General features: G+C 73.3%; 26 protein-coding genes and 1 riboswitch. Of the genes, 12 read left to right on the top strand and 14 right to left on the bottom strand.

The window, feature by feature from the left end; all coding sequences use genetic code 11:
• Positions 1-102: 102 nt before the first annotated feature.
• Positions 103-303: a cold shock domain-containing protein gene (locus QE370_RS07660; RefSeq protein WP_253025424.1), complete on the bottom strand. Its 201-nt coding sequence runs from the start codon at positions 301-303 to the stop codon at positions 103-105.
• A gap of 235 nt (positions 304-538) precedes the next feature.
• Here QE370_RS07660 and QE370_RS07655 point away from each other — a divergent pair, with 235 nt between their 5' ends.
• Positions 539-955 carry a DUF4870 domain-containing protein gene (locus QE370_RS07655; RefSeq protein WP_253025426.1) on the top strand — a complete coding sequence of 139 codons (417 nt, stop codon included), beginning with the start codon at positions 539-541 and terminating at the stop codon, positions 953-955.
• Between the two features lie 24 nt (positions 956-979).
• Here QE370_RS07655 and QE370_RS07650 read toward each other — a convergent pair whose 3' ends face one another.
• Together QE370_RS07650 and thrC are read right to left on the bottom strand one after the other, a co-directional pair.
• Positions 980-1,258, bottom strand: coding sequence for a ubiquitin-like small modifier protein 1 (locus QE370_RS07650; RefSeq protein WP_067854124.1), 279 nt, complete (start codon positions 1,256-1,258; stop codon positions 980-982).
• A 39-nt stretch (positions 1,259-1,297) separates the two neighbouring features.
• Entirely contained in the window at positions 1,298-2,551 is a 1,254-nt protein-coding gene (gene thrC / locus QE370_RS07645) for a threonine synthase (protein WP_309635246.1), read from the bottom strand.
• A 79-nt stretch (positions 2,552-2,630) separates the two neighbouring features.
• A riboswitch (SAM riboswitch) is annotated at positions 2,631-2,756 on the bottom strand.
• Positions 2,757-2,983: 227 nt separating this feature from the next.
• On the opposite strand from thrC, the gene QE370_RS07640 reads away from it, so the two are divergent.
• Positions 2,984-3,319 carry a hypothetical protein gene (locus QE370_RS07640; protein ID WP_309633988.1) on the top strand — a complete coding sequence of 112 codons (336 nt, stop codon included), beginning with the start codon at positions 2,984-2,986 and terminating at the stop codon, positions 3,317-3,319.
• A gap of 23 nt (positions 3,320-3,342) precedes the next feature.
• Here QE370_RS07640 and QE370_RS07635 read toward each other — a convergent pair whose 3' ends face one another.
• Positions 3,343-3,960: a TetR/AcrR family transcriptional regulator gene (locus QE370_RS07635; protein ID WP_309633987.1), complete on the bottom strand. Its 618-nt coding sequence runs from the start codon at positions 3,958-3,960 to the stop codon at positions 3,343-3,345.
• A 98-nt stretch (positions 3,961-4,058) separates the two neighbouring features.
• Between QE370_RS07635 and QE370_RS07630 the strand changes: the two genes are divergently transcribed.
• Positions 4,059-5,516: an MFS transporter gene (locus QE370_RS07630; protein WP_309633986.1), complete on the top strand. Its 1,458-nt coding sequence runs from the start codon at positions 4,059-4,061 to the stop codon at positions 5,514-5,516.
• Between the two features lie 39 nt (positions 5,517-5,555).
• Here the strand turns inward: QE370_RS07630 and QE370_RS07625 are convergent, their stop codons facing one another.
• The 4 genes from QE370_RS07625 to QE370_RS07610 are packed head-to-tail and all read right to left on the bottom strand — an operon-like array spanning position 5,556 to position 7,791.
• Positions 5,556-6,044, bottom strand: a complete 489-nt coding sequence (locus QE370_RS07625; RefSeq protein WP_253025436.1) for a hypothetical protein — start codon at positions 6,042-6,044, stop codon at positions 5,556-5,558.
• Entirely contained in the window at positions 6,041-6,859 is an 819-nt protein-coding gene (gene otsB, locus QE370_RS07620) for a trehalose-phosphatase (protein WP_309633985.1), read from the bottom strand. Before otsB ends, QE370_RS07625 begins: the two co-directional genes overlap by 4 nt.
• Positions 6,860-6,907: 48 nt before the next feature.
• Complete coding sequence (locus tag QE370_RS07615) at positions 6,908-7,480, bottom strand: LytR C-terminal domain-containing protein (protein WP_309633984.1); 573 nt, start codon at positions 7,478-7,480, stop codon at positions 6,908-6,910.
• Positions 7,481-7,494: 14 nt separating this feature from the next.
• Positions 7,495-7,791 (bottom strand): DUF3263 domain-containing protein, encoded by a 297-nt coding sequence (locus tag QE370_RS07610; RefSeq protein WP_067854109.1) that lies wholly within the window; start codon positions 7,789-7,791, stop codon positions 7,495-7,497.
• A gap of 73 nt (positions 7,792-7,864) precedes the next feature.
• Here QE370_RS07610 and QE370_RS07605 point away from each other — a divergent pair, with 73 nt between their 5' ends.
• Together QE370_RS07605 and QE370_RS07600 are read left to right on the top strand one after the other, a co-directional pair.
• Positions 7,865-8,893, top strand: a complete 1,029-nt coding sequence (locus QE370_RS07605) for a Gfo/Idh/MocA family oxidoreductase (RefSeq protein WP_309633983.1) — start codon at positions 7,865-7,867, stop codon at positions 8,891-8,893.
• Between the two features lie 74 nt (positions 8,894-8,967).
• Positions 8,968-10,425, top strand: a complete 1,458-nt coding sequence (locus tag QE370_RS07600) for a trehalose-6-phosphate synthase (RefSeq protein WP_309633982.1) — start codon at positions 8,968-8,970, stop codon at positions 10,423-10,425.
• 25 nt (positions 10,426-10,450) lie between these two features.
• On the opposite strand, the gene QE370_RS07595 is transcribed toward QE370_RS07600, so the two are convergent.
• Positions 10,451-11,158, bottom strand: a complete 708-nt coding sequence (locus QE370_RS07595; protein ID WP_309633981.1) for a GAP family protein — start codon at positions 11,156-11,158, stop codon at positions 10,451-10,453.
• 77 nt (positions 11,159-11,235) lie between these two features.
• Positions 11,236-12,459, bottom strand: coding sequence for an MFS transporter (locus QE370_RS07590; protein WP_309633980.1), 1,224 nt, complete (start codon positions 12,457-12,459; stop codon positions 11,236-11,238).
• Between the two features lie 136 nt (positions 12,460-12,595).
• Here QE370_RS07590 and QE370_RS07585 point away from each other — a divergent pair, with 136 nt between their 5' ends.
• Together QE370_RS07585 and QE370_RS07580 are read left to right on the top strand one after the other, a co-directional pair.
• Entirely contained in the window at positions 12,596-13,291 is a 696-nt protein-coding gene (locus QE370_RS07585; protein WP_309633979.1) for a uracil-DNA glycosylase, read from the top strand.
• 10 nt (positions 13,292-13,301) lie between these two features.
• Positions 13,302-14,453 (top strand): AI-2E family transporter, encoded by a 1,152-nt coding sequence (locus QE370_RS07580; protein WP_309633978.1) that lies wholly within the window; start codon positions 13,302-13,304, stop codon positions 14,451-14,453.
• 10 nt (positions 14,454-14,463) lie between these two features.
• On the opposite strand, the gene QE370_RS07575 is transcribed toward QE370_RS07580, so the two are convergent.
• Positions 14,464-14,757: a WhiB family transcriptional regulator gene (locus QE370_RS07575; RefSeq protein WP_067854091.1), complete on the bottom strand. Its 294-nt coding sequence runs from the start codon at positions 14,755-14,757 to the stop codon at positions 14,464-14,466.
• A gap of 119 nt (positions 14,758-14,876) precedes the next feature.
• Between QE370_RS07575 and QE370_RS07570 the strand changes: the two genes are divergently transcribed.
• From QE370_RS07570 to QE370_RS07560, 3 genes are read left to right on the top strand one after another with little or no spacing between them, the layout of a single operon-like run.
• Positions 14,877-15,773: a MerR family transcriptional regulator gene (locus QE370_RS07570; protein ID WP_309633977.1), complete on the top strand. Its 897-nt coding sequence runs from the start codon at positions 14,877-14,879 to the stop codon at positions 15,771-15,773.
• A 54-nt stretch (positions 15,774-15,827) separates the two neighbouring features.
• Positions 15,828-16,694: a dihydropteroate synthase gene (gene folP, locus QE370_RS07565; protein WP_309633976.1), complete on the top strand. Its 867-nt coding sequence runs from the start codon at positions 15,828-15,830 to the stop codon at positions 16,692-16,694.
• Positions 16,681-17,586: a glucosyl-3-phosphoglycerate synthase gene (locus tag QE370_RS07560; protein WP_309633975.1), complete on the top strand. Its 906-nt coding sequence runs from the start codon at positions 16,681-16,683 to the stop codon at positions 17,584-17,586. Before folP ends, QE370_RS07560 begins: the two co-directional genes overlap by 14 nt.
• Here the strand turns inward: QE370_RS07560 and rpsN are convergent, their stop codons facing one another.
• The 3 genes from rpsN to rpmB are packed head-to-tail and all read right to left on the bottom strand — an operon-like array spanning position 17,587 to position 18,298.
• Entirely contained in the window at positions 17,587-17,892 is a 306-nt protein-coding gene (gene rpsN / locus QE370_RS07555) for a 30S ribosomal protein S14 (RefSeq protein ID WP_253025073.1), read from the bottom strand.
• Positions 17,892-18,062 (bottom strand): 50S ribosomal protein L33, encoded by a 171-nt coding sequence (rpmG, locus tag QE370_RS07550; protein WP_067854075.1) that lies wholly within the window; start codon positions 18,060-18,062, stop codon positions 17,892-17,894. Before rpmG ends, rpsN begins: the two co-directional genes overlap by 1 nt.
• Complete coding sequence (gene rpmB, locus QE370_RS07545) at positions 18,062-18,298, bottom strand: 50S ribosomal protein L28 (protein ID WP_067854070.1); 237 nt, start codon at positions 18,296-18,298, stop codon at positions 18,062-18,064. The genes rpmG and rpmB overlap by 1 nt, the downstream gene beginning before the upstream one ends.
• Before the next feature lie 55 nt (positions 18,299-18,353).
• On the opposite strand from rpmB, the gene QE370_RS07540 reads away from it, so the two are divergent.
• Both QE370_RS07540 and QE370_RS07535 read left to right on the top strand, forming a co-directional pair.
• Entirely contained in the window at positions 18,354-18,617 is a 264-nt protein-coding gene (locus tag QE370_RS07540; protein WP_253025069.1) for a type B 50S ribosomal protein L31, read from the top strand.
• A complete protein-coding gene (locus QE370_RS07535; RefSeq protein WP_309633974.1) occupies positions 18,614-19,747 on the top strand; it encodes a GTP-binding protein in 1,134 nt (377 codons plus the stop codon). Before QE370_RS07540 ends, QE370_RS07535 begins: the two co-directional genes overlap by 4 nt.
• The last annotated feature ends 9 nt before the right edge of the window (positions 19,748-19,756 follow it).

Raw genomic sequence — 19,756 nt, 5'->3', positions numbered from 1 at the left:
CCGGGAGTATGTCAGCGGCCATGTGACACCGCAAGTGTCGGATACAGCCGCCCGCGAGCGTCCCGGCGGCGCGCCCGCAGGGTCACGCCGACGTCGTCCGGATCAGTGTCCGACGACCTCGTGCGCCTCGCGGCCCTTCGGTCCGTCGACGACCTCGAGCTCGACCGCCTGGCCGTCGTCGAGCGTCTTGTACCCGTCGGACTTGATGCGCGACCAGTGGACGAACACGTCGCCCTGGCCCTCCACCTCGATGAAGCCGTAGCCCTTCGCGGCGTTGAACCACTTGACGGTGCCCTGCACCATGACGCACTCCCACCTGACGGCGATCGACCACCGGACCGGCCCGGTCCGGCACCGAGCCTATACGCGTCGGACGAACGGCAGAAGGGTGCGGTTCACCCGCCGGACATCCCCCGGCGTCCCAGGGTTCGGACCCCCGTGTCCCCGGGGAGACCCGGACTCCACCCCGGGAGGCGTCGCGCGAGCGGGTCGGGCGTGCTTGGCTGGACGCAGAGCACCCGTCATGAGAAGAGGACCCATGAGCGCGTACCCCGGCTGGCCCGACGACCAGGAGAGCCACGGCACCCCGTCCGGCGGCAGCGCCGCGACCCCCGACACGACCGAGCGCAACGTCGGCGTCGTCGTCCACGCCATCCCCGCCGCCGCACTGGTGGTGAGCGCCGGGACGCTGGGCTTCGTCGCCTCGCTCGTCATCTACCTCATGTACAAGGACAAGGGCGAGTTCGCGCGACGTCAGGCCGCCAACTCCCTGAACATCCAGATCACGACGCTGATCTACCTCGTGATCTCGGCCCTGCTGATGCTGGTCCTGATCGGCTTCGTCCTGTACCCGCTGGTGATCGTCGTCGCGGTCGTGCTGCACGTCCTCGGCGCCGTCCGCTCCAGCAACGGCGTCTGGTGGAACCCGCCGCTGACGCCACGATTCGTGAAGTAGGTCGGGCGCGGGGCGCCCTCGGGGTCAGGCGCCGCCAGCGACGGCGGGGATGATGCTGACCTGGCTGCCGTCCTTCACGGGCGTGTCCAGGCCCTGCGCGAACCGGACGTCCTCCTCGGCGACGTAGACGTTGACGAAGCGACGCAGCTTGCCGTCCTCGTCGACGATGCGCGCCTTGATGCCGGGGTGGTTGGACTCGAGGGAGTCGAGCACCTCGGTCAGCGTGGCACCCTCGGCCGAGACCGAGGAGGAGTCGCCGGTGTAGCTGCGCAGGATGGTGGGGATGCGGACGGACACGGACACAGTGGGTCTCCTGGAGTCGGTGGGCTGGGCGGACGGGGCTCAGGCGAGGCCGGAGGCCACGAACGCGTCGTAGGTGGGGGCGATGGTCGCGGCCGGTCCGACCGAGCCCGACACCGCGTCGAGGGTCTTCAGGCCGTGACCGGTGTTGATGAAGACGGTCTCGAGGTCGGGGTCGAGCGCGCCCGTGGCGACGAGCTTCTTGAGCGTGGCGAGCGTGGTGCCGCCGGCCGTCTCGGTGAAGATGCCCTCGGTGCGGGCGAGCAGCACGATGGCCTCGCGGATCTCGTCGTCACTGACCTGCTCGACGGCGCCGCCGGTCGAGCGCGTCACGTCGAGGACGTAGATGCCGTCGGCGGGGTTGCCGATGGCCAGCGACTTGGCGATGGTGTCGGGCTTGACCGGACGGATCGCGTCGTGGCCCTCGGCGAACGCCGTGGCCACCGGGTTGCAGCCCTCGGCCTGGGCGCCGAAGACCTTGTAAGGCTTGTCCTCGACGAGGCCGAGCGCGATCAGCTCCTGGAACGCCTTGTGCACCTTGGTCAGCTGCGAGCCCGACGCCACGGGGATGACGATCTGGTCGGGCAGGCGCCAGCCCAGCTGCTCGGCGATCTCGTAGCCGAGCGTCTTGGAGCCCTCGGCGTAGAACGGACGCACGTTGACGTTGACGAACGCCCAGCCGTCCTCCTCACCGGCGATCTCGCTGGCGAGCTTGTTGACGTCGTCGTAGTTGCCCTCGACGGCGACGAGGTTGTCGGTGAAGACGGCCGAGTTGACCTGCTTCGGCGTCTCGAGGTTGCTCGGGATGAACACCACCGTGCGGATGCCCGCGCGGGCGCCCGCCGCAGCGACGGCGTTGGCCAGGTTGCCGGTCGAGGGGCACGCGAAGACCTTGGCGCCGAGCTCGGTGGCGGCGCTCAGCGCACAGGCCACGACGCGGTCCTTGAAGGAGTTGGTGGGGTTCGTGCTGTCGTCCTTGACCCACAGGCGCGCGATGCCGAGCTCGTCGGCGAGGTTGCGGGCCTCGAGCAGGCGCGTGAACCCGGGCTCGGTGTTGGGGCTGGACTCGATGTCCTCGGGGACGGGCAGGAGGGCCTTGTAGCGCCAGATGTTGCGCGGGCCGGCCTCGATCTGCTCGCGGGTGACCGTGCCGAAGTCGTAGGCGACCTCGAGCGGGCCGAAGCAGTCGTGACAGGCGTAGTGCGGGCCGAGCTCGCGCGTCGCGCCGCACTCGCGACAGACGAGGCCCGTCGCCGGGCCGAAGGCGCCGTCTCGGAGCGAGCCGCGGACGTCCACCTCGGCGTCGTCGGGAGAGCCGGACGTGCCTGCGGCGGTGGGGGTGGGGGTGGGGGCGGTGATGCTCACGAGAACCTCCTGGTCATCTTTCCCGACCACGGTGGTCGGGACGGAATGAGCACCTGGCTCCCGCGTCCGGGCGGACGTGCGGAGCTGGTTGCTGGGGCGTCGTCGGGCCGTGTCCCTGAACCCCTCTGGATGAGCGAGACCAGCCTAGGCAGGCGTCTCACCATGTGTCCACTCGGTCCGGATGACGAGATCGCGCGTCCGCGGGTCGAGCATCGGGGGGCCGTCGTCCACAGCCCGAGCGTGGCACGACCCGCCACCGAGCGCGCGTCCACAGCGGCTGGTTCCGCGGCCCGCGGACCGCCCCGAGCGGTCATGTCCTGAGCGACGCCGGACCGACCGGCGTCGTCGACCAGGAGGTCAACCGTGCCCGTTCCCCCCGTCCCCGCCCTGCTCGCCGCCCTCGCGGCCCCCGTGCTGCTCGGCCCCGCGCTGTCGGGAACCCCGTCAGGCGCCAGCGACCCCTGGCCCAGCAGCACGATCGTCGCCGTGGAGGGCGACGCCCGGCACGGGTTCTCGGTCACCCGGCTCGACGGCGGCGTCGAGCACCCGCCGACCCTGTCGGAGGCGACGGCGGAGTGCGAGGAGCACGACGACCCGACGGACGTCGCGGTGTGCGTGGCCCGGGTCGAGACGCGCTACGCGGGTCTGGACGACCTCCGGCTGAGCCTGGGATGGGCGCAGCGGGACGTCGACCGGTAGCGCGACGACCGGGGGCCGGGCCGTCAGCGGGTCCGGCCCTCGTCGTCGCGGTTGTCGACCACGGCGTCGAGCAGCGGCCCGAAGGCGCAGATGGTCAGCGCCTCGATCGCGGGCGACTCGTCGAGGTGCTCCGGCGCGCCGATCGCGAGCATGACGTTCAGCAGCATCCCCTGGGCGATGAACTCGCGAGCCTGGTCCGTCGTGCAGCCCGTGCGCATCACGACGTCGTGGATCTCGCCCATCCGGCGGCGTGCCAGCTGCCCGACGGCCGGCTCCGAGGAGGCCATGAAGCCGTGCATCATCACCTGCATGACGGGGCGGTCGGCCAGGACGAGCCGGGCGTAGGCGTCGCCGAGCGGCCCGAGACCGCCGTCGTCGTCCACGTGCACCTCGCCGGACTCCACCACCTCGACGAACGTGTCGCGCACCCGCCGCGTCGCGCGGTCGACGACCTCGAGGAAGAGCTCGAGCTTGGTGCCGAAGATCCGGACGACGTAGGGCTGGGAGACGCCGGCCTCCTTCGCGACGGCGTCGGTGCTGGTGGCGGCGTAGCCCGACCGGCCGAAGGCACGCGTCGCGGCCTCGAGCACCCGTTCGCGCCGTTCCTCCGCGGACAGGCGCGACGTCGGTGCGGGGCTCATGGTTGACAGGTTATCACCTGATTACTTACGCTCCCGATAAGTAATCATTCGATGCATACAACCGGCGGCCCCCGCCGCCGCACCTCCAGGAGACGCCGATGTCCACCACGCTCACCCCACCGGCGGTCGACGCACCGACCGCCGTCCCACGATCGCGGCGAGCCCTCGCGCTCGCCCTCGTCGCGGCGTCGCTGCCGATGTTCATGGCCACGCTCGACAACCTCGTCATGACCAGCGCGCTGCCCGTCGTGCAGGCCGACCTCGGCGCCACCGACACCCAGCTGTCGTGGTTCATGAACGCCTACACGCTCCCCTTCGCGACCTTCATGCTGGCGCTGGCGACGTTCGGCGACCGCGTCGGCCGACGTCGCGTGATGATCGCCGGCATCGGCGTGTTCACCCTCGGCTCGGTCGCCGCAGCGCTGAGCGGCTCCGCCGAGGCGCTCGTCGCGGCCCGCGCGCTGCAGGGGATCGGGGCGGCGGCCATCGTGCCGCTGTCGCTCACCCTGCTCGCCGCGGCGGTGCCCCCGAGCGCCCGCGCTGCCGCGATCGGCGTCTGGAGCGGCGTGGCCGGGCTCGGCGTGGCCGTCGGGCCGGTCGTCGGCGGCGCCGTGGTGGAGGGACTCAGCTGGCAGGCCATCTTCTGGATCAACGTGCCGGTGGCCGTCGTCGCGGTGCCGCTGCTGCTCGCCGCGACACCGGAGTCGCGCAGCGCCCTCCCTGGGCGTCTCGACGCGGTCGGCACCCTGCTGCTCGGTGGTGCCGTCCTGGCCGGCGTGTGGGGCATCGTGCACGGCAACGACGACGGGTGGTCGTCGGCCGGCGTCCTCGGACCGTTGGTCGCCGCAGGGCTGATGCTGGCGGCGTACGTGGGCTGGGCCCGCCGGCTCGATCGCGCCGGCCGCCTCGACGCCGACGCCGTCCTGCCGGTCCGGCTGTTCCGTCGCCGCGCGTTCGGCGCCGCGAACGTCGTCGGTCTCCTGTTCAGCCTGGGCATGTTCGGCAGCGTGTTCCTGCTGTCGCAGTACCTGCAGGTCGTGCAGGGCTACTCGCCCCTCGAGGCCGGCGTGCGCACGCTGCCCTGGACCGCGGCCCCGATGGTGGTCGCACCGCTGGCCGGCGCGCTCGTCCCGCGCCTCGGCGCCCGCGCCCTGCTCGTCGCCGGCCTCGCGCTGCAGACCGGGTCGCTGCTGTGGTTCGCCGCCGTCGTGGAGCAGTGGGACGGCTACGGCGGCCTGGTCGCCCCACTCGTCCTGGCCGGCATCGGCATGGGTCTGACGTTCGCGCCGATGTCGACCGCCGTGCTCGACGGACTGCCCGGCGACGACCTCGCCGTGGCCAGCTCGGCCAACAACACGATCCGCGAGTTCGGCGTCGCGCTGGGCATCGCCGTCATCGTGGCCGTGTTCCAGGGCTTCGGTGGCACGATCTCGCCGGACGGGTACGCCGGTGCGGTCGGGCCGGCCCTCGTCGCCGCCGCTGCCGCAGTGGCCGTCGCCCTCGCGGCCGCGTTCCTGGTGCCGGCCCGCGCCGGACGCAGCGCCACGGTCGACTGAGGCCGACCGTCAGGAGCCGGGCGGTCAGGGGCTGGGCGGTCAGGGGCTGGGCGACCGTCGACGGCGGGACCACCGCGTGCGCGCGGGTCGGTACCCGCCGTCGACGAGCCCGGCCGTCCGCTCGAACGGGTTCCACGACGCGGTGTCACCGGTGGCGACCCACGAGACCGCGGCGGCGAGCAGGTACAGCGGCAGGAGCACCGGACCGAGCAGCCAGGCGTACTGGGTGACGTGCCGGTCCTCGTGACGCACCAGCGCCGGCCGCGCCCGCAGCCAGGCGACGTCGCGCGGCGTGAGCACGACCGACCCGACGGTCGTCGCGTCGACACCGGCGCGCCGCCATCGCCACCCGGTGGCGACCAGGACGCCGCGCCCGATCGGGTGCACGCTCGCCCCGCCGGCTCGTGCCGCCAGCAGCCCGACCGGCGTGCTGAGGTTCACCCAGTTCACGACCGTGCGCAGCCGCGTCCAGCGGGTGTGCGTCCCATGCCCCACCCACGGGCCGTCGCCGGCGCCGCGGTTGCTCACGCGTCGAGCGCGTCCGCCCACGCGGTCAGCCACGCCGCCACCGCGTCGGGGCCGTCGAGCACGACGTCGGACCGACCGACGAGCGCGTCCTGCTCCCCCGACGCCGACGCGACGAGCACCCCGTCGCCACCCTCGGCGCGCAGCTGGTCGACGGCGTCGTAGGCGGGCAGGTCGCCGAGGTCGTCACCGGCGTAGACCACGCGCCGCAGGCCCGTCTCCGCGAGCAGGCCGCGCAGCGCCACGCCCTTGTCGGTCGCGTGCCCGCGCAGCTCGAGCACCTGACGACCCGGCTCGACCTCGAGGTCGAGCTCGTCGGCCAGGGCCCGCAGCGGGGCGTCGAGCGCGTGGATGAGTCCGGCGTCGATGCCGCGCGTGTGGACGGCGACGGCGAGGCCCTTGTCCTCGACACGCACGTGCGCGGCGTCGTGCGCGGCGAGCCAGCCGGGCAGCACCTCCGCGAGCCGGGCCACCGACGCCGGGCGGTCGGGCCGCAGGTGCGTGCCGGTGGCCGCGTCCCACCGCTCGGCGCCGTACTGCCCGCACACCACCAGGTGCTCGAGGCCGCGCATGCCGGAGAAGCCGCTCAGCGCGAGCGCCTGGTCGACCGGGCGACCGGTGATGATCGCGACCTGGCCCAGCACGTGGCCCAGCCGGGCGACCGCCGACACCGCGTCGGGGTGCGCGAACGCCTGCGTGGGGTCGTCGACGACGTGCGCGAGCGTGCCGTCGAAGTCGAGCCCGAGGAGGATGCGCTCGGGCTCGACGAGCAGGGAGGCCGGGACGTCGGACGTCGTCAGGGGATCTGCCGCAGGCACCCCAGCATCATGACACTCCGACGGGGCCGCACGGGGCCTGACCTGGGGTCAGGTGACGGGCGCCACGACGATGAGCGTGAGGCGTTGCTGGTTGATGCCGGCGGGCGCCGGGGCCACCGCCGAGACGCCGAGGTCGGCGGCGAGCTGGCGCGCCTCGGCCTCGCGGCCGGCCGGGTAGTAGACGGTGCTGGCCGGCACGTAGCCGCGCCAGTTGCCGACGCCGGCGAGGGTCCAGCCTCGTGCCGTGACGGTGGCGCCGGCCGAGCGCGCCAGTCCGGGCGTCCGGGTGGCGTTGAGCACCGAGACCGGCACGGCAGCACGGTCGACCGGCGGCGTGGTCCGGGTGGGGGTCGGGGTGGGCGACGGGCTGGGGCTCGGCGTCCTGGTCGGCGTCGGGCTCGGCGTGGGACGGGGCGACGCGCTCGTCGAGGCCGAGGCGGTGGGGCTGGGCGTGCTCGACGGGCTCGACGTGGGCGCGGCGACCGCGGCGGTGTCGTCGCCGTCGACGACGATCCAGCCGAGCCACCCGGCACCGAGCAGGACGAGGACGGCGGACGCGACGAGCGCCCAGGACGGCAGGACGAACGCCCGGCGCGTCACCGTGCGTCGGTGGTCGGACACCAGCCGCCCGCGTCTCAGAGGTCGATGCCGAGGCGTCGCGCCGACCGGCTGCGCTGGCGCTGGGCCCGCAGCCGCCGCAGGCGCTTGACCAGCAGCGGGTCGAAGGCGAGGGCGTCGTCGCGGTCGATCAGCGCGTTGAGCAGCTGGTAGTAGCGCGTGGCGGACATGTCGAACTTCTCGCGGATGGCCTGCTCCTTGGCCCCCGCGAACTGCCACCACAGACGCTCCATCGCGAGCATCTCCAGATCGCGCTCGGTCAGGGTGTCGCCGGGGCGTGCCGTCTCGTGGGTCGGCTGCTCCGCTGCACTCATGGCCCGATCGTAACCCAGGAATCACACGCCTGTCATTCGCTTCGGCGACGGGATCGTCTGGTATGCGTGGGACATGTCGTCGACCCCCGCCGCACCCGTCCCTGCCGACCGCCCGTTGCGCTGGGGCGTGCTCGCGACCGGCAAGATCGCCGGCAGCTTCGCGCGCGACCTGGCGCTGCTGGACGACCACGAGGTCGTGGCCGCGGGGTCGCGCGACGTGGAGCGGGCGCGGGCCTTCGTGGCCGAGCACGGCACCGCCGACGCCCGCGGGTACGGCAGCTACGAGGAGCTCGCCGCCGACCCCGAGGTCGACGTCGTCTACGTGGCGAGCCCGCACGGACGCCACCTGGAGGACGCGACGCTCTGCCTCGACGCAGGCAAGGCGGTGCTGTGCGAGAAGGCGCTGACCCTCGACGCCACGACCGGCCGACGGCTGGTCGAGCACGCACGCGAGCGGGGCCTGTTCCTCGCGGAGGCGATGTGGATGCGCACCAATCCCGTGATCCGGGAGGTGCAGCGCCTCGTCGGCGAGGGCGCACTGGGAGAGCTGGGCGAGGTGCGGGCCGAGCTCGGCTTCGTGGCGGACCCCGACGTGGCCCGGCTGTGGGAGCCCGAGCTCGGCGCGAGCGCGCTGCTGGACATCGGCATCTACCCGCTCACGTTCGCGCACCTGCTGCTCGGCCAGCCGCACACCGTCGCCGCCGCGGGGGCGCTGCACGAGCGCGGCTTCGACGTGGCCGGCGGGGCCACGCTCGTGCACGAGGGATGCGGCGAGCGCGGGGTCGAGCCCGTCTCGAGCCTGGCCTGGACGCAGCTGGCGCAGTCCGACAACACGGCCTCCGTGGCCGGGACCGAGGGACGCATCGAGATCGGGCGGCGCTTCCACCACCCCACGTCGTTCACCCTCGTGCGCGGCGACGACGCCGAGACGATCGACGTCCCCGTGATCGGGCGGGGCTACGCCCACGAGGCCGTCGAGGTCGCCGCATGCCTGCGGGCGGGACGCACCGAGTCCGACCTGCTGCCGCTGGACGCCACCGTGCAGCTGCAGGAGCTGATGGACACGATCCTCGAGCAGGTCGGCGTCCGTACGCCCGCCTGACCCGACCCCGACGCGGGTGACGTCGACGCGCGTCGTCGAGGGGCGACGTCGGCGCGACCCCCTAGGGTGGGGGCATGGCGGCAACGGCTGACTTCGTGGTGATCGCCAACCGGCTTCCCGTCGACCGTGTGGTCCAGCCCGACGGCAGCACGACCTGGCGCACCTCCCCCGGCGGTCTCGTGACCGCGCTCGAGCCCGTCATGCGACGCAACGGTGGCGCGTGGATCGGCTGGCACGGCGCACCCGACGAGAAGCTGCGCACGTTCGAGCACGACGGCATCACCCTCGTGCCGGTGCACCTGACCGGTCAGGAGTACGAGGAGTACTACGAGGGCTTCTCCAACGGGACGCTCTGGCCGCTGTACCACGACGTCGTCGCCCCGCCGGAGTTCCACCGCGAGTGGTGGGAGTCCTACGTCGAGGTCAACCGACGCTTCGCCAAGAAGGCGGCACGGATCGCGCGCCGCAACGCCGTCGTCTGGGTGCAGGACTACCAGCTGCAGCTCGTCCCCCAGATGCTGCGCGAGCTGCGCCCCGACCTGCGGATCGGCTTCTTCCTGCACATCCCGTTCCCGCCCAACGAGCTCTTCCAGCAGCTGCCGTGGCGCCGCTCCATCCTCGAGGGGCTGCTCGGCGCCGACCTCGTCGGCTTCCAGCTCCCGGGCGCGGCGCAGAACTTCGTCCGCCTGGTGCGTCAGCGCGTCGGGCACAAGACGCACCGCGACACCGTCTACCTCGAGGACGGACGGACCGTCACGGCCCGCGCCTACCCGATCTCGATCGACGCGGCCGGGTTCGAGGAGATGGCGCGCCGGCCCGAGGTGGTCGCCCGGGCCGCCGAGATCCGCGAGAGCCTCGGCAACCCCCGGTGCGTGCTGCTCGGCATCGACCGCCTCGACTACACCAAGGGCCTGCGGCAGCGGCTCCGCGCGTTCGGCGAGCTGGTCACCGAGGGTGCGGTCGACGTCGAGGACGCCGTCTTCGTGCAGGTGGCCACGCCGTCGCGCGAACGCGTCGAGCAGTACCGCCTGCTGCGCGACGACATCGACCGCCTCGTCGGTCGCATCAACGGCGACGTCGGGCGGATCGGCGCGCAGCCCATCACCTACCTGCACGCCTCCTACCCGCGCGAGGAGATGGCGGCGCTGTACCGCGCAGCCGACGTCATGGTCGTGACGCCGCTGCGCGACGGGATGAACCTCGTCGCCAAGGAGTACGTGGCGTGCCGCTACGACGACGGCGGCGCCCTGGTGCTGAGCGAGTTCGCCGGAGCGGCCGCCGAGCTGCGCCAGGCGTACCGGGTGAACCCCTACGACATCAACGGCCTCAAGGAGGCGCTGCTCGAGGCGATCCGCGCCCCCGAGAAGGAGCGCACCCGCCGGATGAAGGCGATGCGCAAGCAGGTGGTCGAGAACGACATCGAGCTGTGGGCCACGCGCTTCCTCGACGACCTGCGCACCGTGCGCCACACGCACGACAAGACGCCGCGACCTGCCCGCGACAACCCCGAGACGACGACGCGCCGCCGCTGACGAGGACGGCGACGTCGCGGGCGGCTCAGGTCGTCAGTCGCGACAGCGCGTCGGCACCGACCAGGAAGCCCACCAGGCCGACGATCCAGCTCACCGCGACGCCAGTGCGGGCCGTCATCCAGGCGTCGGCGCGCTCCAGCCAGGGCTCCACCCGACGCGCCGCCACCAGGCGCAGCGCGAGCAGCACCAGGGCCGGCAGCACCATGACGACGACGTACCCGAGCAGCACGAGGAGCTGCCAGGGTCGGTCGAGGCCGGACCGCGACAGCAGGCCCATCGCGGCGAGGTAGGGCAGCATCGTCGCCAGCTCGAGGACCGTCGCCACGAGCGCGACGAGCACCGTCGTGCGCACCGGCACCCCCTCGCCCTGCAGCGCCGCACGCCACCGCACGGCGCGCGGGCTCGGACCACCGCGCTCCTTGGCACGCCGCTCCAGCGGCCAGCTCCACCAGAACAGCGCCGCGCCGACCAGCAGCTGCACCACGGCCAGCGGGCGGTTGCGGGCGAGGGCGTCGCCGGCGCCTGACACCGCGTCGAGGACGGCATCGACGCCGAGCAGGAGCACCACGCCGACCGCTGCGTAGAACACGGCGACCGTGGCGAGGAACAGCAGCACCCGCGCCGGCCGCACCCGCGGGGCGACCAGCATCCAGAGCGGGAGCAGCAGCGTGCCGGCGCTCGTGCTGTCGACGAGGGCGAGCAGCACCAGCCCACCGAGCACGGCCCAGGTCACGACGCCTCCCTCCCCTCGACGTCACGACCGTGCCACATCCGGTGCCGGACGTGGCAACCGGGCGCGGCCCGGACCTCTCAGGCCGTACGGACGTCCGGACGCGTCCCGCCACGACCGCGCCGAGCCCGGAACAGGACCGAGACGACGAGGGCGAGCGCGGTCGCGGAGACGGTGACCGCGAAGGCCGGGGTGTGGCCGCCGAGGTCGGCGAGCCGGCCGGCGAGCGTCGAGCCCAGCGCGTAGCCGATCCCGGTGGCGCCGGCCAGCAGCGTCATGGCCGTGCCCACGCGCTCGGGCACGACGACCTCGCCGGCCATGGCGAAGTTGCTGATCATGTAGGGCGCCACCGCGAAGCCGAGCAGGGCGATGACGGCGACGAGCTGGCCGATCGACTGCACGAGCAGCAGCGGCGCCGAGAGGACGAGCAGGGCGGCCGCCGACGCGACCATGCGCGTCGGGTACCCGATCCGCTCCGGCAGCGCCGCGATCGCGAGACCCGCGATCGCGCTGCCCACGCCCAGGGTCGCGTGGATCAGGCCGGCCTGCCCCGGCTCGCCCTGCGCCGTGGCCAGCACCGTCGAGCCCGTCTGGGTGGCGCCGAAGACCATGCCGATGCAGAGCTGTGCGAGGGCCAGCACGCCGAGCACGGCGGTCAGCACCGGCGCCGTCGACCGCGTCGCGCCGACCTCGGGCCGCGTGAGCGCCGCTGTGGGGTGCAGCGCGAACCAGGAGCCGAAGGCCACCAGCACCCCGCCCGCCACGAGCAGCGCGTCGCCCGGCGCCACGACGACGGCGAGCAGGCCCACGGTGGCCGGCCCGAGCACGAACGAGACCTCGTCGGCGGCGCCCTCGTAGGAGAAGGCCGCGTCGACGAGGCGACGCTGGTCGGGCGCGTCCTTCGTGATCGGCTGCCACCGGACCCGGGCGAGGGGTCCGATCTGCGGCGTCGCGAGCCCGGCCAGCGCGGCGACGGCGACGATGGCGGCCGGCGACGCACCCGCCTGCGTGGTCCACACGATCGCGGCGAGTCCCGCGCCTCCCGCCCACGACTGCGCGAGGACGACCGGTCGTTGCCCGACCCGGTCGGCGAGCGAGCCGAAGAACGGCGCCCCGATGGCGTTCGCGACGGCCAGGGCTCCCGCGGCGGCACCGCCGAGCGCGTACCGTCCCGTCGCCGCACTGACCAGCAGCAGCGTGCCCATCTGGCTCATGGCAAGCGGAACTCGCCCGAGGAAGGCTACGGCGACGTAGGCGGGCCCGACGATCCGCAGCAGCGTGCGGTACGCGGTGATGGCTGACACTGCGCCGAGCAGTCTAGACGTCGCCGCGACGTCGGAGGCGGGCGGTCGTCGGCACGGTGGGGAGGGCGACGGGCGGGGCGACGAGGTAGGGCGACAGGAAGGGCGACGTCGCCCCGCGTCTGGTGGAATGCGGGACATGCCACCACCTCTCCGCGACGTCGTCGGGCCCGGGTGGGCCGACGCCCTCGCCCCGGTCGAGGACGAGATCCACCGCCTCGGCGACGTGCTGCGCCGCGAGACGGCCGAGGGTCGCCCGTGGCTCCCGGCCGGCGACGCGATCCTGCGCGCGTTCCGCGAGCCGTTCGCCGACGTCAGGGTGCTCGTCGTCGGGCAGGACCCCTATCCCACGCCCGGGCACCCCATGGGGCTCTCGTTCTCGGTGCAGCCCGACGTGCGGCCGGTCCCGCGCAGCCTGGCGAACCTCTTCACCGAGCTGGAGGCCGACCTCGGGGTGCCCCGCTCACCGCACGGCGACCTGAGCGCCTGGGCCGCGCAGGGCGTGCTGCTGCTCAACCGGGTGCTCACCGTCGGCGTCGGCGCCCCCGCCAGCCACCGCGGGATGGGGTGGGAGAAGGTCACCGAGCAGGCCATCCGCGCCCTCGTCGCCCGCGACGCACCGCTGGTCGCCGTGCTCTGGGGGCGCCAGGCCCAGGACCTGCAGCCGCTGCTCGGCGACGTGCCGGTGGTGGCGAGCCCGCACCCCAGCCCGTTGTCGGCGTCGCGTGGCTTCTTCGGCTCGCGGCCGTTCAGCCGGGTCGACGAGCACCTCGCGACGCTCGGCACCGCGCCGGTCGACTGGCGGCTCCCGCCCGTCGGAGAACCGTCCGCCTAGGCTGAGCAGCATGAGCACCCCCCGCGTCCGCGACCGCGCCGTCGTCATCGACGAAGCCTTCGCCACCATGCAGCGCTGGGGACTGCGCCTCGTCGTGGTGGCGGCAGCCCTCTTCGTGCTCGGCTGGGTGGTCGGCAGCCTCTGGATGGTCTTCTTCCCGCTGTCGATCGCGCTGCTGGTCGCGACCGTGCTCTCCCCGCCCGTCAGCTGGCTGCGCCGGCACAAGGTGCCCAGCACCCTCGCCGCGCTGATCGTGATGCTGACGTTCCTCGGCGTCGTCGTGGCGACCATCGCGATCCTCACGCCACAGGTGGCCGGTCAGGCGCCCGCCATCGCCAAGCAGGCGTCCGGCGGTCTGCAGGAGGTGCGCAACTGGCTCACCGACGGACCGCTCTCGTTGTCCGACGGGCAGATCACCCGCGCGATCGCCGCGGTCCAGGACCGCCTCCAGGACAGCGCCGCCGCCATCAGCTCGGGCATCTTCTCCACGCTCAGCGCGGCGACGAACGCGGTGCTGAACCTCGTGCTCATCCTCATGCTCACGTTCTTCTTCATCAAGGACGGGCACCGGTTCCTGCCGTGGCTGGCGACGCTGGGCGGCCAGCGCGCCGGCCTGCACCTGAGCGAGCTGCTCGGTCGCGTCTGGGGCACGATCGGCGGCTTCATCCGCACCCAGAGCCTCGTCGCGTTCATCGACGCGGTCCTCATCGGCATCGGTCTGGCGATCCTCGGTGTCCCCCTGGCGATCCCGCTGGCCGTCATCACGTTCTTCGGCGGGTTCATCCCGATCATCGGTGCCTTCGCCAGCGGCATCCTCGCCGTGCTCGTGACGCTCGTGACCAACGACTTCAAGGCGGCGGTCATCGCGGCCCTGATCGTCATCGGTGTCCAGCAGCTCGAGGGCAACGTGCTGTCACCGTGGCTCCAGGGAAAGACCATGAACCTGCACGCCGGGGTCGTGCTCATGTCGGTCACGGCGGGCGGCACGCTGTTCGGCGTGACCGGGGCGTTCCTCGCCGTACCGGTGGCGGCGGCGTCGGCCGAGCTGTTCCGCTACCTCAACGAGCAGATCGACCGGAACGTCGACCCGCAGGCCCCCACCGAGGACAAGCACGCCGCGGACCTGCTGGCCGAGGGCCGGACGGCCCTCGACCCCGACTGAGCCCCGTCGTTCAGGAGGCGATGTCGCGCTGCGACTGCGCCAGGATCTCGGTGCGCTCGTGCTCGGTCAGACCGCCCCAGACGCCGTAGGGCTCGCGGGCGGCCAGCGCGTGCTCGCGGCACTCGTTGATGACGGGGCAGGTCGCGCAGATCGCCTTCGCCGCGGACTCACGGTCGCGCCGACGCGAGCCGCGCTCGGCGTCGGGCGAGAAGAAGCGCGCGGACTCCAGACCCTGGCACGCGCCCTGGTACTGCCACTCGTAGACCTCCTGAAGCGGGAGCGGGAGGTTCTTGAGGTTTGCCATCGTGCACTCCTTCGGGAAGCTGCCTCGGGGGACTCGTGCCGGTGAGGTCGTTGTTGTTCAGACCATAACGACAACTTGTTCAGGTTGGCAAGTGGGTGAACAAGTTCTATGATGGGGCCATGGCTTCCACCGATCCGACCACCCAGGCGCAGCAGGTGACCCTGCTGTCCGTGGGCGAGGTCGCGGAGAAGCTCGGCGTCCCCGCCTCCACGTTGCGCACGTGGGAGCGCCGCTACGAGCTCGGTCCGTCCGCCCGCAGCGCCGGCGGACACCGCCGTTACGACGCCGCCGACGTCGAGCGACTGCAGCGCATGCACCTGCTCGTCGAGAGCGGTCTCGGTCCCGCAGCCGCCGCCCGCGCCGCCATCAGCGGCGACCCGATGGAACGCACCGAGGGGGCCGACGCCTTCGCCGACGCCGTCATCGCCGCGACCCGCGCCTACGACGCCGAGGGCCTGCGGACGTTGTTCGTGCGCAAGCTCGAGGACCTCGGCACGATCCGCGCCTGGACCGACCACATCGCGCCGTCGATGCGTCGCGTGGGCGAGGAGTGGTACCGCGGCAGCGTGGGGGTCGACGGCGAGCACCTCGTGAGCGACGCGCTGCACACCGCGCTCCGCGCGCGGCTCGCGTCACGCCGCACCAAGGGCCAGGACCACCGGCCCGTCCTGCTCGCCTGCGCGGAGGACGAGCACCACGTCCTCCCCCTGCTCGCGCTGCAGTGCGCGCTCGCCGACCAGGAGATCGGGTGCCACATGCTGGGGCAGCGCACCCCGTTCAGCGCGATCGCCGGCATGACGATCCGGCTCGAGCCGGCCGCCGTCTTCCTCTGGGCGTCGATCGTCCACTTCGACGGCAACGCCCTGGCCTCCGTCCTCGACGCCGCGGCGGACCGCACCGACGTGCTGCTCGGCGGCCCCGGCTGGAGCGTCGAGGGCGGAACGCACGTCGCCGACCTGCAGGCAGCCGTCGACGCCGTGCAGCAGGCCATCGTGCGCCACCCCGTCGGGGCGTGAGCCGCGAGCCCTGGTCGAGCAGCGTCGCGTGGGTCCGTCTGGGAGCATGACGTCGTGGCCGACCTGACCTTCCGCGGACGCCGCGTCGTCCGCGACCGGGCCCTCGTGATGGCGATCATCAACCGCACGCCGGACTCCTTCTACGACCGTGGGGCCACGTTCGACCCGACCACCGCCCTCGACGCCGTCCGTCGTGCCGTGGCCGACGGGGCCGAGGTCGTCGACATCGGTGGCGTCAAGGCCGGCCCGGGCGACGCCGTGGACTCCGCCGAGGAGGTGCGACGGACCGTGCCCTTCATCGAGGCGGTCCGCGAGGCCGAGCCCGACGTCGTCGTCAGCATCGACACCTGGCGCGCCGACGTCGCGCAGGCGGCCGCCGCCGCCGGGGCCGACCTGCTCAACGACACGTGGGCCGGTCACGATCCCGACGTCGTGCACGTGGCGGCCGAGCACGGTCTCGGGTACGTGTGCTCGCACACCGGCGGCGCACTCCCCCGCACCCGGCCGCACCGGGTGCGCTACGACGACGTGGTGGCCGACGTCGTCGCGACCACGACGCGTGCCGCCGAGGCCGCGGTCGCTGCAGGGGTGCCCCGCGAGGGCGTCCTCGTCGACCCCACCCACGACTTCGGCAAGAACACGTTCCACAGCCTCGAGCTCGCCCGGCGCGCCGACACGCTGGTGGCCACCGGCTGGCCCGTGCTGATGGCGCTGTCGCGGAAGGACTTCATCGGCGAGACGTTGGGCCTGCCGCCCGAGGACCGTCTCGAGGGCACGCTGGCCACCACCGCGCTGACGGCAGCGGCCGGTTGCGCGATGTTCCGCACCCACGACGTCGTCGCCACCCGGCGCGTCCTGGAGATGACGGCGACCCTCCGCGGTGAGCGTCCACCCGCTCGGGCGGTGCGTGGACTTGTCTGAGGCACGACGCTGGTTCGAGACCCGCACCTTCGACGCGTCGAGCCCGCTCGGCGACCTCGTGGACGCCAAGGCGGGACGCCGGGTCACGGTGATCCTCCCCGCGCGCGACGAGGCCGCGACGATCGGCGCGATCGTGCAACGCGTGCGCACCGCCCTGTGCGACCTCGTCCCCCTCGTCGACGAGGTAGTGGTCGTCGACTCCCGCTCGGGCGACGCGACCGCCCAGGTCGCGCGCGACGCGGGCGCGAGCGTCATCACGGTCGCCGACCCCGACCCCGCGTTCGACGGCGGCAAGGGCGCGGCCATGCGCACCGGCATCGCGCGGATGCAGGGCGACGTCGGCGTGTTCCTCGACGCCGACGTGACCGGCTTCGACCCGGCGTTCGTGGCGCGCCTCGTCGGCCCCCTGCTCCGCGAGCCGTCGCTGGTGCTGGTCAAGGCCTTCTACGACCGGCCCACCCACGACGGCGGCGGCGGACGGGTGACCGAGCTCGCGGCACGCCCGGAGATCGTCCGCCGGGCGCCCGAGCTCGGCGGCTTCGTCCAGCCGCTCGCCGGGGAGTGCGCGTTCGTGCGCGACGCGTTCGTCGACCTGCCCGTCGTGAGCGGCTACGGCGTCGACGTCGGCATGCTGCTGCACGCCGTGCGCAAGCACGGTCTCGACGCCACGGCGCAGGCCGACCTCGGCCGTCGCGAGCACCAGCACCAGGGGCTCACCGCGCTCGGGCGGATGGCCCTGCAGGTGCGGGCAGCCTTCGACCTGGTGCTCGAGGGCCGCGACGTCGTGGTCGACGAGCGCTGGGTGCCGACGCGCCGGGCCGACGGCACGCCCGACCTCGTGGCCGAGCGGGTGGAGACGCGCCTGCTCCCCCCGCCCGGCGCCGACGGCTGACTACCAGCTCGACTTCGTGATGCCGGGGAGCTCGCCGCGGTGCGCACCCTCGCGGAAGCGGATCCGCGAGAGCCCCGCGACCCGCAGGTGCCCCCGGGGCCGTCCGTCGACCTGGTCGCGGTTGCGCACGCGCGAGGGCGAGGAGTCACGCGGCAGGCGGGCCAGCGCACGCGAGGCCTCCATCCGCTCCGCCATCGACAGGGTGGTGTCGCGCGACGCCGCGCGCAGCGCGTCGCGCCGGTCGCGGTAGCGCTCCACGGTCTCCTTGCGTCGCTCGTTGGCGACGATCTTGCTGCGCTTGGCCATCAGCGCTCCTCCTTGAACTCGACGTGCTTGCGGATCTTCGGGTCGTACTTGCGCAGCACCAGCCGGTCGGGGTCGTTGCGGCGGTTCTTGCGCGTGACGTAGGTCGTGCCCGTGCCGGCGGTCGAGCGCAGCTTCACGATCGGGCGCAGCTCGTTGCCCCTCTTGGCCATCAGAGCCGCTCCCCACGGGCGAGGATGTCGGCGACCACGGCGTCGATGCCGCGGACGTCGACCGTCTTGATGCCGCGCGCGCTGAGCGTGAGCGTGACGTGGCGGCCGAGGCTCGGCACCCAGTACCGCTTCTTCTGGACGTTGACGTCGAAGCGTCGCTTGGTGCGACGGTGCGAGTGCGAGACGTGGTGGCCGAAGCCGGGGGTGGCCCCGGTGACCTGGCAGGTGCGCGACACGGCGACCTCCTGTGTAGAATGACAATCGTTCGCAACAGACTACCGGAGATCTTTCGTGAAGAAGAACCAGCACCCGCGCTACGAGGAGGTCGCCTTCCGCGACCGCTCCGGCGACCTCCTGCTCGTCACGCGCTCCACGCTCCCCGAGCGGCTCGCCGCCGACCACGAGACCGTCGAGGTCGACGGCCGCACGCTGCCCGTGGTCGACGTCGACGTGTCGAGCGCCAGCCACCCGTTCTGGACGGGCAAGGGTCGCGTCGTCGACACCGAGGGCCGCGTCGAGCGCTTCCGCCGCCGCTACGGGCAGGCCGGCCGATGAGCCCGGCCCCCCGTCGCAGCCGCCGTCGGATCCTCGAGCGCAGCGTCCCCGCCGTGCTGGTGACCGGCATCGGCGACGCGGCCATGGAGGCGGTCACCGTCGGCCTGCAGTTCGACCTGCCCTCCGCCGTCGTCGTGCGCCACACCCTCGACGTGGAGAACCAGCAGCTCACCCGCGTCGTCAGCGACCTCACCGGTGTCGTCGAGCGGCACGTGCACGAGCTCGAGCACGCCTGCGTGGCCTGCGCGCTGCGCGAGGACGTCGTGCCGACGCTCGAGCGGCTCGCCGCCAGCGGTCGCTGGGGCACCGTCGTCGCGCACCTGCCCGTGGCCGCCGAGGCGCTGCAGGCGTGCCGGGTCATCGAGTCCTACGCCGACGTCGCGCCGCACGTGCACGTCGCCGCCGTGGTCGCGGCCCTCGACGGCGAGACGGTGCTGGGCGACCTGCTCGGCGACGACCTGCTGCACGAGCGGTCGCTGCACACCAGCGACGACGACACGCGCGGGGTGGCCGAGACCGCCGCCGCCATCGTCGAGTACGCCGACGCCGTCGTGCTGGCCGGCGCGTCGTCGCCCGAGGCCCGCGACCTGCTCCGTGCGCTCGCCCGGCCCCAGGTGCCCGTCGTCGACGACCCGTCGGCCCTCGACGCGGGCCCGCTGGTCGACGGGGCCCACCTGCACGCCGTGACGGAGGCGTGGGTCGACGTCGTGCGCCGCGGCGAGCTGCCGCGGTACGCGTCCGAGCACGTGTGGACGCTCGACCTGCGCTCGGACCGCCCCTTCCACCCCGACCGCCTGCTCGAGAGCATCGAGCGCATCGGCGGCGGCCCCCGACGTTCGCGTGGGTCGTTCTGGCTGCCCAGCCGGCCCGCCGACGTGTGCGTGTGGGACGGTGCCGGCGGCCAGCTGAGCATCGGCACGGCGTCGCCGTGGGGCGCGACCGCCCCGCTCACCCGCATCGTCGTGCACGGACTCGTGTCCGGGCCGCTCGCGAGCACGCCCGACGACGTGCAGGCCGCCTTCGAGCACTGCCTGCTCACCGACACCGAGATGGCCGAGCGCGGCCCCTACTGGGAGGTCGTCGAGGACGGCCTCGAACCCTGGCTCGGCGACGTCCGCCGCGCCGCCTGAGGAGGAACC

Source organism: Aeromicrobium sp. SORGH_AS_0981, from assembly GCF_031453195.1.
GTDB lineage: Bacteria > Actinomycetota > Actinomycetes > Propionibacteriales > Nocardioidaceae > Aeromicrobium.
Note: the sequence above shows the minus strand (reverse complement) of the source record. Positions and strands in the feature narration are given on the sequence as shown.